This window comes from Pseudomonas sp. GX19020 (assembly GCF_023371075.1).
Lineage (GTDB): Bacteria > Pseudomonadota > Alphaproteobacteria > Rhodobacterales > Rhodobacteraceae > Pseudogemmobacter.
The window spans coordinates 152161-163522 of record NZ_JAMCCR010000009.1 but is presented as its reverse complement, the minus strand read 5'-3'; the positions used below and the strand labels follow the sequence as shown (position 1 = coordinate 163522).

At 60.6% G+C, this 11362-nt stretch carries 11 protein-coding genes; 5 read left to right on the top strand and 6 right to left on the bottom strand.

What is annotated here, in order from left to right:
* The 4 genes from M3484_RS15030 to M3484_RS15015 form a co-directional block, all read right to left on the bottom strand.
* Positions 1 to 281, bottom strand: a 281-nt coding sequence (locus M3484_RS15030) for a helix-turn-helix domain-containing protein (protein ID WP_502942469.1), incomplete at its 3' end; no start/stop codon positions are given.
* Positions 262 to 582 (bottom strand): transposase, encoded by a 321-nt coding sequence (locus M3484_RS15025; RefSeq protein WP_249497490.1) that lies wholly within the window; start codon positions 580 to 582, stop codon positions 262 to 264. The genes M3484_RS15025 and M3484_RS15030, both read right to left, overlap by 20 nt.
* A 164-nt stretch (positions 583 to 746) precedes the next feature.
* The gene (locus tag M3484_RS15020) at positions 747 to 1736 is read right to left on the bottom strand and encodes a restriction endonuclease (protein WP_249497489.1); all 990 of its coding nucleotides are present in this window, start codon (positions 1734 to 1736) and stop codon (positions 747 to 749) included.
* 140 nt (positions 1737 to 1876) lie between these two features.
* Positions 1877 to 2602 (bottom strand): hypothetical protein, encoded by a 726-nt coding sequence (locus M3484_RS15015; protein ID WP_249497488.1) that lies wholly within the window; start codon positions 2600 to 2602, stop codon positions 1877 to 1879.
* A gap of 605 nt (positions 2603 to 3207) precedes the next feature.
* On the opposite strand from M3484_RS15015, the gene M3484_RS24030 reads away from it, so the two are divergent.
* The 5 genes from M3484_RS24030 to M3484_RS14995 all read left to right on the top strand — a co-directional run bounded on the left by M3484_RS24030 (position 3208) and on the right by M3484_RS14995 (position 8207).
* Positions 3208 to 3444 carry a helix-turn-helix domain-containing protein gene (locus tag M3484_RS24030; protein ID WP_502942468.1) on the top strand — a complete coding sequence of 79 codons (237 nt, stop codon included), beginning with the start codon at positions 3208 to 3210 and terminating at the stop codon, positions 3442 to 3444.
* Between the two features lie 198 nt (positions 3445 to 3642).
* A complete protein-coding gene (locus M3484_RS15010) occupies positions 3643 to 4170 on the top strand; it encodes a PDDEXK family nuclease (RefSeq protein WP_249497487.1) in 528 nt (175 codons plus the stop codon).
* Positions 4167 to 6302: a TnsB C-terminal domain-containing protein gene (locus M3484_RS15005; protein WP_249497486.1), complete on the top strand. Its 2136-nt coding sequence runs from the start codon at positions 4167 to 4169 to the stop codon at positions 6300 to 6302. The genes M3484_RS15010 and M3484_RS15005 overlap by 4 nt, the downstream gene beginning before the upstream one ends.
* Entirely contained in the window at positions 6295 to 7860 is a 1566-nt protein-coding gene (locus M3484_RS15000; protein WP_249497485.1) for a TniB family NTP-binding protein, read from the top strand. Before M3484_RS15005 ends, M3484_RS15000 begins: the two co-directional genes overlap by 8 nt.
* Positions 7857 to 8207, top strand: coding sequence for a hypothetical protein (locus M3484_RS14995; RefSeq protein WP_249497484.1), 351 nt, complete (start codon positions 7857 to 7859; stop codon positions 8205 to 8207). The genes M3484_RS15000 and M3484_RS14995 overlap by 4 nt, the downstream gene beginning before the upstream one ends.
* A gap of 305 nt (positions 8208 to 8512) precedes the next feature.
* Here M3484_RS14995 and M3484_RS14990 read toward each other — a convergent pair whose 3' ends face one another.
* Together M3484_RS14990 and M3484_RS14985 are read right to left on the bottom strand one after the other, a co-directional pair.
* Positions 8513 to 9316 (bottom strand): carnitinyl-CoA dehydratase, encoded by an 804-nt coding sequence (locus tag M3484_RS14990; protein WP_171909542.1) that lies wholly within the window; start codon positions 9314 to 9316, stop codon positions 8513 to 8515.
* The gene (locus M3484_RS14985) at positions 9316 to 11307 is read right to left on the bottom strand and encodes an acetate--CoA ligase family protein (RefSeq protein ID WP_249497483.1); all 1992 of its coding nucleotides are present in this window, start codon (positions 11305 to 11307) and stop codon (positions 9316 to 9318) included. Before M3484_RS14985 ends, M3484_RS14990 begins: the two co-directional genes overlap by 1 nt.
* Positions 11308 to 11362 lie beyond the last annotated feature (55 nt).

Sequence of the window (11362 nt, the reverse complement as noted above, 5' to 3'; positions counted from 1 at the left end):
CCGATGGGACGCTTGCGGACCTGCCAGTGCTTGAGCTGGAAGATCCGCTGCACCGTGTTCTTGTTGAAGCCCAGCAGGAAGGCCACAGTGCGGTAGCCGAAGGAGGGGTTCTCCTCGATCATGGCCTTGATCGGCTCGGCGAAGCCAGGATTGATCTTCGGGGCGGCCTTGGTCGGCTTGTAGTAGACGGTCCGCCGCGGCACGCCGAACCAGGCGCAAAGCTTCACCAGGGACACCTGAATCCCGTCCGCCAGCAGGCCCTCATGGAGCGTCCGGATCAATTGTCGTCCTCCCGCTCCATGGGGGCCGCCAACTTTTTCGGGCACGCAACTCCAGCATCGCTTCGCCGTAGGCCTCCTGTAGATCGCGAAGCTGCTTCTCGTATTCTTGGCGAACGTCCAGCGGGTTCGCCCGCAGTGCATTCTCCATGCCCCGACGGGCATCATCGACCCAACCCTCGATCTCGGACGGAGAAAGGTCAAAGCTGCGGCTGGCTTCCGCCACCGTCGTCTTGCCCTGAAGGATCTCGATGACCAGCGCCGACTTGCGCTTGGCCGTCCACCGTTTGACGACGTCTTCCAATGGTCCACTCATCGCTACGTTTTACTCCTTGTAGCATGAGCAGATTTTCACTGGGGCAATACACGCTTTCCCGGGCTTACCGCAGCAGCGATGCTGCACCGCCGTTCGTCAGCTTTCCGCCCTTAATCACCGAAACAGACACGGTTGTATATAATTTCATCCCCTCACCCTTGCAGATCGGGCACGTAGATTTGCTTCAAGGGAAGCAATGTCCGATATCGCGGTGACAGCCGAGAGTAGTTTTCGAGGACAAGCTCTACAAATTGCTCGCCGTCGATCAGCCGCAGCTTGGGTCGGTTGCGCTCTAGTTCCACTGATTGGCGGCTGAATGATCCTAGACCAATGAACAGCCCATATTCCCCTTCGCCCAAGGTGCCGAGCAATTGGTCTACTTCCGGACGCGGAACTTGGTCGACCTTGCGTTTGCACTGGACCTTCAGGATCGGTGGTTCAAACCCGAGCTTGTCGCGATGTGCGATCACATCGACCCCGCCATCGCCTGACCGCTGTGTGACGCGAGCGGTGTACCCCATGCATTCAAGCAAATGCGCGACGAACTCCTCGAAATCATATCCGGACAGCTTGGTCATGATCTGGCGGATGATGAAATCGCCGGTCGTCAGCTCCGCTTGCTTGGATACGGCGACTGTCGCCGTATCGTCGTCCTCAACCTCTACTGCCGGTTCGTTCACAGGGGCATCGCCTGCCGGTACCGCTATACCCAGCTTCGTAAGGAATACGTCAGCACTGCTTTGGATTAGGAAAACCGTGATGAACGCGCCAATCTCGTTGAGGACGCTTTGCCCGAACTCGTTTCGGGGAAGGTGCTGCAGCCACTCTACGCCCCGGTGATTGGGATAGTCATCGGGGTCGTCAGCAACATGTTCAAAAGAGCCGGTGAATCTGCCGATATTGACCATGCGGTCGTGTTTCGAAGGGTACACGACGATGTCGCCTGCCTTCATCTCGTGGGTGAAGCGAAAAAGGATGCCTGCATCGACGGGCCGTGAGCCGACTTTCTTGTTTGGGTAGTGTAGGGCCAGTGCAGCCTTGAGGGCGTCCCGATCTGCATACTGCCTCAGGTCGCCCAAGGCCGACCAGCCGATTGCGACATATCCTTCGTCCACGGGGCGGCTGCCGACATGCTCGCCCATATGGACGCCCCATACCCGTGGAATCTGGTTCAAACCGGCACCTCAAAATTTTCATTCAATCAACGGCTTCTAGAGCTGTGCCGCAAGCAAAACATGATGTCGCGAAAGCACCTTTATTGGCTCGCTGGTACCACAGCTGTTTAGGCTTGCGGTATATGGCGCTCAGCGGCGGTCATTGCTTCTGCCTCTGTCTGGAACGGCAGGTGATCGCGCGGGATTGGCTCGAGGTTTTTCCAACCGATCTCGCCAAGCTCCTGAAACCTCAAGATTGCTCCTTCGATCACGGTGCGAGCAATGAATGGAGCATCGACGATAATTTCCAGCCCGATGCCGTACTGGTATGAGTGGTCCAGCCGGAAAGATTCATGGATCACCGGCGGGGTCTCGCGCAAGACCTCCCAGGCGACCTTCTCCTCATACTCCCTGACGGTCAGGCCATCGAGCGCGGCATGACGGCGCGGTTCGGACTGGATCACCCGATAAAGTTTCTGCCTTCCGTCATAAAACGCAGGGCTGAATTTCCAACAATATTCCTCTTCCAGTTCTGCCTCCGTCAGCCGTGACCGGGTCTGCTCCGAGGCGAGATCCTCGGCGCGTTCCCAGAAACGCAGGTTGCCGGTGGTTATGCTGGCGTTCCAGATGCTGTGACCGTCAAGGCCCAGAAACAGGAAATCGAACCACTGCCTGTAGATATCTGAGCGGCCCGGTTCGTCCAGCACCAGATGGCTGGTGAACAGCCCACCATAGATCGGCTTATCGCCCAGAATTTTCCAACGCAAACGCACGAAGGCATCACGCTGCCGGTGTCGCGACAGGGAGGCGAAAGGGGTGAAGCGACGGCGATTCCCGCGTCTCATGGCTGTCATCCTTTTTTGCGCCGTACAGTGATACTATCCAGCGTTGCGGAGAATCTATGCCGAGGCTTGGCATGGACCCACCGGCTATTCCTTCATTGAGGGGTATCATGGCATGCCATGGGCTACGAGCAGCACTTTCAGCTGCCGCGCGTCAATCAGGATGAGACGAAGCGCCGGGTGCGTGACGAATGGAGGGCGTAGCCCGACCGGGGAGATGGCCACCGGCCCGGCCGATCTGGGCGGCACTAGTGCATGTGGGGGCACGGTGCCGATTTTTATAATCGGTCATGATTGCGCAGTCTTCCTGACACGGCGAAATCAATTTTGCTGGAGCCGAACACTCAGAGTTGTGGGATTCTGCACAGAGTTCACCAGACGGTTTCCCTTGTCCTGCCGTCGAACCTTGATCGGGATTACAGCGTAATCGCACGGGTGTTCGGTGATGACCCAAATCACCGCGCACATGACTCAATCTAAATTCAATTTGATAATTCAAAGGCTTGCGAGACCTTTGTTATTGATTTGCCGAATCACTTGATCCACTTGTGGGACAGGTGATTCGCAACTTTCGTTTCCCAGTTCGCCTGGAACCCCTAGTCTAGCATGGAGTAACAATGACTGTTGATCTGGCGCGCCACGCAGACATCCGCAAACGCTTGAGTGCAGTCGGTCTTTCAATCAGCGCACTCGCACGAGAGGTTGGGGTAGCACCTGAGACAATCACGATTGTCAGCCAAGGCTACCGCCGATCGCGGCGGGTCGAAGCGGAGCTGGCATACGCCTTGGGGACAACGCCAGAACGGCTCTTCCCAGAGAGATATATAGCGGAGGAGGGCTCAACCGAAAAATAGCATACCGTCACAAAGGGAAAAGGCCCTCCTAGTGGAACAGGAAGGCCCTTCAGAATTAGATGTCGTTTGGTCGCGACCCTCCTTCTTTCCCTCAAGACGCAGAAAAAGTCAACCCGCCGGAATGGTTTCGGCGGGACTGCCCCTGCATTTTTGAAAGAAGGCGGAAGCGCTTCATCCCCTGCGCCGAAAGGTAGGGGCATGGATGATCGCGCGTTCCGAAACCATATGAACCAGACCCTGATCTACCGCGCGCCAGAACCGAGCCGCGCGAGCCGGGATGTTGTACGCCGCTCCAAGGCGAGCCTGCGCGGCAGCATGATCGCCAAACTTCCGGCCTACGAGCGCCCGCGTGTCATCCAGTTCGAAAGCATGTTGGAATACCGCTTTCTGTGCCTGACGCTGCTGCGCCCGGATATACATGACATTCTGGAACAGCCGCCCGCGATTCTGTACCGCCGCGCCGATGGCAACACTGCGAGGCATGTGTTCGATTTTCTCATCACGTTGACCAATGGCGAGCGAATCGCGGTCGCTATCAAGCCTGCGGGCAGGGTTATCCGGCGGGATTTCATCACCGAGTTGCGTCATATCGCTGCCGACATGCCGAAGCATTTCGCGCATCGGGTCATACTCGTGACCGACGAGCAGCTTGACCGGAGGGCAGCGGCAGAAGCTGCGCGGCGGATCATGTGGAACCGTCCCGCTTTGACGGAGGTCGCAGCATGAACATGCGCGTCCGTCTCTCCCGCTCGGACCTGCTAACGGTGGGTGGCGTTGCTTATCGTCCCACTGAGGTGCAGGCCGAAACCATCACTCTTGAACGTACCGACCAGCCGGGGATTACGGAGAGCTTCACCCATGCCGAGGTTCATGATCTGCTGCAATCCTCCAAAACCCGCTACCAAGCCGGGTATTTCGATTTCGCCCGTAGCCGCGACCGGAAGAACCGTCCGGCTGATGTGCTGGCTGAACTCGATGACCGATCCAGGTCAATTCTTCTCTGGCGGCAGGCGATCTGCGACAGCTTTCTGACCTTGGAGCAGGGCGGCAAAGTCGTCAGAACCTATACATCGGTCACGATGATCACGCCCGTACTCGACTATGAGGTCCGGCGGAAATCGGGGCAGATTGGCAATGGCTCCGGTGGAAAACGCGCGGGTGCAGAGTTGGTTACACGCAAGCTCCCTTGCGCCAAAACCATTCTGCGCTGGCTTCGTGCCTATGAGCACGGCGGGTACGACCTGCTGGCACTCCTGCCCCGCACTCATCGCAGCGGCAATCGCGGGTTGCGCTGGTGTCACCGGACCGAGGCGATGGCGTCTGAAGTCATTGACGCCTATGCCAGCATACAACGACCGACCAAACGGCAGACGGTGGTCGATATCCGTACCCGTATACAATCTGAGAACCAGCGCAGGCGTGGCGATGGCAGGCCCGAACTGGCACTACCATCCGAGCGCAGCCTCCTGCGGCGGCTTTCCCAGGCCGATCCCTACTACATCTATGCAAGACGCTGGGGCATCGATGCGGCGAACCGGAAATTCAATCTCTTCGAGACGGGTGTCGAGACGCTGTTTCCCGGCGAGCGGGTTGAGATGGATGAAAACCGCCTCGACGTGATTTCTCTTCTGACACCTTCGGGGATTCTCGACCAAATGTCCGCCGAACAGGTTGAACGGCTGAAAGGGAGGCGCTGGCTCTATATCGCCAAGGATTGTGCCACGAAGTGCATCCTCGCGCTGCGGCTGGCTGAAACCCCAAACGCTCAGGATGCGATCCGCACCCTGCGGGATGTGCTCCACGACCGGACGGCCTACGCCCAGGCGGCGGGCTGTGAGAGCCGATGGGATCAGGTCGCGGGTATCGGCACCCTCGTCACCGATCAGGGATCAGCTTTCATCTCGGAAGACTTCCGGACGGTCGCGGCCTCGCTCGGCCTGACGATGCACTTTCCCCCGGCGGGATTGCCGCAGATGCGCGGCAACATCGAAACCTTCTTCCGGACGGTCGGGCACAAGCTCATGCCGCTTTTGTCGGGGCGGACGTTCTTCAACCCAGTGGAACGCGCTGACTACCCTTCCGAACAACTGGCATGCCTTGATGACGACGATCTTATCCGCATCCTGCTCACCTTCGTCGTAGACATTTACCACAATGAACCCCACGGGTCGTTGAAGGGTGAGACCCCAGCCGACTGCTGGAAACGTCTGGCAAAAGAGCAAGGATTGCTGCCGGGTCCGGACGGGCTGACGCTGCGAAAGGCTTTCGGACGGCCGCTGACCCGCAAACTTCGTGGCGATGGCGTGCTGTTTGCCGGGCTATCCTACAGTTGTGCTGCCTTGCGTGAAGCGTTCCTTCACTCTCCGGAACGCGATGTGGAAATCCGAGCTGACCTTTTCGATCTGGGCTGGATCGCGGTCAAAGTCGGCAAGTCGTGGCACGCCACGACCTGCAACCATCGTGGCTTTGACGGGATGCGCTATACCGACTGGCAGGAGGCCTGCCGGGCGCTGCGTATTCAGCACCGACGCGCAGCCGCACTGTCAGAGAATCTCGTGCAGCGCGCCGTTGCTCGGATTTCGGAAACCAACCGCGCCGCCGCATTGCGGATGCAGTTGACACCTTTCCATGTCACCGATGTCGAAGTCGCCCGGAACGAAGAAGCCCTGCATTTCTCTCTGACCTCTTCCGGCATCAAGCTGGCTAACGGCGGCCATTCCGGTGATCCGCTCACAGACAGCATCGAAATTCTGCCCCCGGAACACGCGGAGAAATCCCCGTTCGAGACGCGGGAAGAGACGTTGCCCGCCAATCCCGATGTGCCGCGCGGCAAGACCTGGAGGTTTGACGATGAGTGACCTTCCCTCAACCATCGCAAGCAAAATTGCCGATTTGCGCGCAAGGTTCATCCTTCACGAACGGTTCGAGCCTTTGCAGGGGCGGTTCCGCATGCTTTTGGAAAAGCGTCTTGCTGATATTGCCGCCGGGCGCAGTGCAGATGCGCATGGCATTGCCCTTTCAGGCGCATCGGGTACCGGAAAGAGCTGCGCCATGGCGCAGCTCATCGCACGGGCAAGGGTGGAACTGGCGCACTCATCCTGCACCGAAGCAACGATCATCAGCCTCCGCGTTCCGTCCCCCGCTACGCTGAAATTCCTCGGCCAGATGATCCTGCGCGCACTCGGCTACAACCTCTCGGCCGAACGGCAGGCGTGGTACATCTGGGATTTGGCCAGGCATCAGCTGCGGCAGCGCCGCGTCCTGTTCCTGCATCTGGACGAGGCACAAGATCTCAGTTCCCGTGGCACGACAAGTGAACTCAACGCCGTCGCCTCGATGCTGAAAACCTTAATGACCGATCCCGATTGGCCGGTGGGCATCCTGCTTTCGGGCACCGAGGAGCTTGAGCGCATCCTCAACCACGATCCGCAACTGGCCCGGCGCATGGATGCGGTGCATTTCGCGCCGCTTTCTCCCGTGATTCATGCACCTGATGTTGTCGGCCTGATCGGGGACTACGCCATTCGTGCCAGTCTGATTGCCGCCCCAGACAGTCAGACCATCGCTTTGGCGGAACGGCTGATCCATGCCAGTGCCTTTCAGTTCGGGCTAGTGATCGAGATCATCATTGCTGCAATCGAAGCGGCGCTGCTGGAACAGACCCCGGCCTTGCAGGCGCGCCATCTCGCGCTCGCCTATGAGCTGCGGTCGTCATGTTCGGATGCTTTCAACCCCTTCATCGTTAACGATTACCACAGGATTGATGCCCGCAAGGTGTTCATCCGGGAGCCCTACCGCAAGAGCCTGTCCAGTCACCTGCAGGAGATTGGTCGGGTCATGCGCCCGATCATCGGCGGCGACAAAAAAGCGATCTGGCTCGATCACTCGGGCAATATCGAGCGCTTTGCAGTCGACATGCTGGACGTCTGGGACAATGGCGCCGGTGAAATGTCCGACGCTGAGAAGCGCGACAGCACCCCCCGGAAGCGGGAAGAGGTGCAGCGCGAAAAGCCGGTCTGCCCGGAATGCACCGGAATGCTTCGCGGCAATACCTGCCTCGCCTGCGGATGGGAACGCCCGGCGCGGTCTGAGATCGTCGCGGTCGAAGGCACCATGCGCGAGTTTGACGCCGCCGCGCTGGGCATGGAGGCGCGCTCCGGCCTGAGGGCTGACTGCCTGAGCCAGCCCCGTAAGGTCTGGGAGGCTGCGCTCGCATACACCCATGGTCACAGCACAAAGGGATCGGAGCACGCCCTCCGGTGGGCGAAGGGCATTTTCCACGGTGTTTACCCGAGCGAATGGCCCGCCAAAGCGTGGGGCACTCAACCCCCGCTGATTGCTGACCAAGGCGCCTACGCTCTGATCGAGCGCGAGCAAAAGCGCTTCCGTGGTCGCGGTAAGCGGAGGGCATCATGATCCACATGACCCTTTCCGACGCCATGCTGGACGGCTGCCGCGCCGTCGGCATCGAGCCGCCGCGCAAGACGATCACCGGCCAGTGGGTGAAATGCCCGGTGACCGGCAAGGCCCGGTCAAACACCTCTGGCAGGGTGATGATCTTTGGCGATGAGACCGGCGGCATCGCCTGGAACTGGGCGACCGGCGAGCAGCACACCTTCCGCGTCGGTGGTGAGGGCTTCGGAAAGGTGTCAGCCCCGCGCCGCGATCCAGAGGCTCCGAGCTTTCTTACGAGGAATTTGCCAGAAAGTTACGGCAGATTACCGCCCAGACGATGGTTCAAGTTCGCTCCAACCCATCATTGAGCGGTAGCTCTTCGCAAAGTTCGTCTCATTCCTTGAGCTTCCCGGGCTTCCGTCAATCGAGAACTTCTCACGAGCAACGACTGTTGAGATGTTGTGCAGCCACGGCTTTCTGACATTGCCGCGTGCTTGGGCCACCGCCCCACATAGCGTGTGCGGTCCCCAACACCATCGGCGACTGGATCCAGGTCCAAAATACCCGACGCCCGCATCAGCCACCCGCCATGCGGTCACCACAATATGCATTAATATCAATATATTATCCAACAAAAACCGCAGCGGAGGGCGATACAAGCCTGCCCCCGCCCTCAGCGTCCCTTCCAGACTGGGTCGCGTTTTTCGGCGAAGGCTTTCGCGCCTTCCAGCTGGTCTTCCGAAGAATAAAGCCGGTCCACCGTCGGCATCAGCCGTTTGGTGATGCGGTTCAGCGCATCCTGAAAGCGCATGTTTTCCGCTTCGCGCACCACTTCCTTGATCGCGGCATAGACCAGCGGCGGGCCGGATTCCAAAAGTCGCGCGAGCTCCCAGGCTTTCGGCAGCAGCTCGTCCGGCTCGCAGATCTCCTTGATCAGGCCCCAGCGCAACGCCTCTTCGGCGTCGAACCAGCGGCCCGTGAGCAGCAGATCCATCGCCACGTGATAGGGGATGCGTTTGGGCAGCTTGATCGAGGCCGCATCTGCGACCGTGCCCGAACGGATTTCCGGCAGCGCGAAGGTCGCAGTCTTTGACGCGAGGATCAGATCCCCCGAAAGCGCGAGTTCCAGCCCGCCACCGCAGCAGATTCCCTGCACCGCGACGATCACGGGCTTGTTGAGATTGGGCAGTTCCTGCAACCCGCCAAAGCCGCCAACGCCGTAATCGCCGTCCACGGCATCGCCCTCGGCTGCGGCTTTCAGATCCCAGCCGGGGCAGAAGAATTTCTCGCCGGTCGAGCGCAGGATACAGATGCGCAGGCTGTCATCGTCGCGGAAATCGCGGAAGACAAGGCCCATGACGCGGCTCGTCTTCAGGCTGATCGCATTGGCCTTGGGCGCGTCGAGCGTCACCTCAAGAATGGCGCCCTCGCGCCGGGTTTTTACCGGTCCTTCGACCCGCATCTGCATCTCGGCCATCAGTCTCTCCGTATCAGGGCATCCACCGCCACTGCGCCCGTTTCGCGCAAAAGCACCGGATTGATTTCAATTTCTTCCAGACTGTCATCGCCTGCCGTCAGATGGCCCAGCCGGACGGCAATCGTGGCAAATGCCGCCACATCCGCCTTTGGCCGGCCGCGATAGCCGTCAAGCAGCGGCCAGAGCCGCAGGCGCCGCATCGCGGAGAGGATCTGCGCCTCATCCGCCGGCCAGACCAGGGTGACGGTATCCGCCAGCACTTCCGCCGTGACGCCCCCCATGCCAATGGTCAGGGTCAGGCCGTAAACCGGATCGCGGCCAATCCCAAGAAGCATCTCGGCGATGATCCCCGTCACCATTTCCTCGGCAAGATAGCCGGTGGCACCGGGCATTTCTGCCTCGCCCTGCAGCGAAGCAAGGCCAAGCCGCACCGCGCCCGCCTCGGTCTTATGCGCGAAACCAAGCCCCTTGAGCGCGATGGGCGCCGTCAGACCCGTCGCCTGCGCCTGCACCTCGGCAAGCGTGACGCCGGTCACTGCCCGCGGCACCGGGATACCGGCTGCCGCCAGCAGCGCCTTGCCCTCGGCCTCGGTCAAAAGCCGCGTCTCGCGCGGGGCAAGGGCTTTGACCGGCTCCCAGCCGGGCGCGCCTTCGGGCGTCTGCGCCGCGCGGATCGCCGCCAGCGCCGTCTCAAAGCCCAGCAGCGTGCAGACCCCCTGCTCCATCAGCCCCTGTACCCGTGCCTCGCCGAAATTCTCGGAGATCGAGACCACGGGGAAGGCCGGTTTTCCGGTCGCCTTCTGCGCCGCGACGATGGAGTCGAGCGCCGGGAAATAGCTCGACGGGTCGCAGCGGTCGTCCCTCGGCATGTCGATCACATAGAGACCGGCGTCATAGGGCTCCAGCATGGCGCTGAAAACCTCGGTGGTCTTTTCCAGATCACCCCAGATGAAAGTGTTGTAATCCAGCGGGTTGGCAATGGTGACAATTGGCCCGAGCGTCTCGGAAAGCCGCGCGCGACTGGCCTCGGGCACCGGCGGGAAGCTGAGCCCGAAAGGTGCGGCCAGATCCGCGGCCATACCGGCCTCGCCCCCCGAACAGGACAAAGAGCAGAGCTTTGTCCCAAGTCGCGGCCCGTGAAGATGGAAGATCTTGAGCGTCTCGATCAGCTCAGAGGGGCTGTTGACCTCGGCAATCCCCAGCTGCGCGAGGAAGGCCGAAGAGGCCGCACCGCCCCCCGCCAGCGAAGCCGTATGCGAGGCGGCAGCCACGCGTGAGGCCTCGGTCTTGCCGGATTTGATCGCGACCACGCCCTTGCCCATCTCTGCCGCCCGATGTGCCAAACGGGCAAAGGCGGGCGCGTCATCGATCCCCTCGATATACATCCCGATGGCGGTGACGCGCGGGTCGTCAAGCAATGCACCCGCCAGTTCGGCCAGCCCGACTACAGCGGCATTCCCCAGACAGGCTACATAAGCGATCGGCAATCCGCGCTGCTGCATGGCAATATTGACCACGACATTCGAGGATTGACTGAGCAGCGCCACCCCCTTTTCAACGCGCACGCCACCATGTTGATCCGGCCAGAGCAGCGCCCCGTCGAGATAATTGATCACGCCGTAACAATTCGGCCCGAGGATCGGCATATCACCTGCGGCCGCGACGAGGCTCTGCTGCAGCTCCGGCTCACCGGCTTCTGTCCAGCCGGCCGCGAAACAGATGGCGCCGCCGGCGCCACGTTCCGCAAGCTCGCGGGTGACCTCTACAGTCGCGAAACGGTTCACCCCGATAAAGGTGGCATCCGGCGCCTCTGGAAGATCCGCGACAGATGCATAGGCCTTAAGCCCGCCGATCTCGGGCTTACTGGGATGGATCGGCCAGACCGGCCCGTCAAACCCCATCTTGCGGGTCTGTTCAATTACGTTAAGCGCCCAGCCCGCACCAAGAACGGCGATATGCCGGGGGCGCAGCAATCTGTCGAGCCGGTTCATGCGCAGCCCCCCCGCGCGTGCCCGATCCCGGATCCGCCGAGGGGGGCTGTCTGCC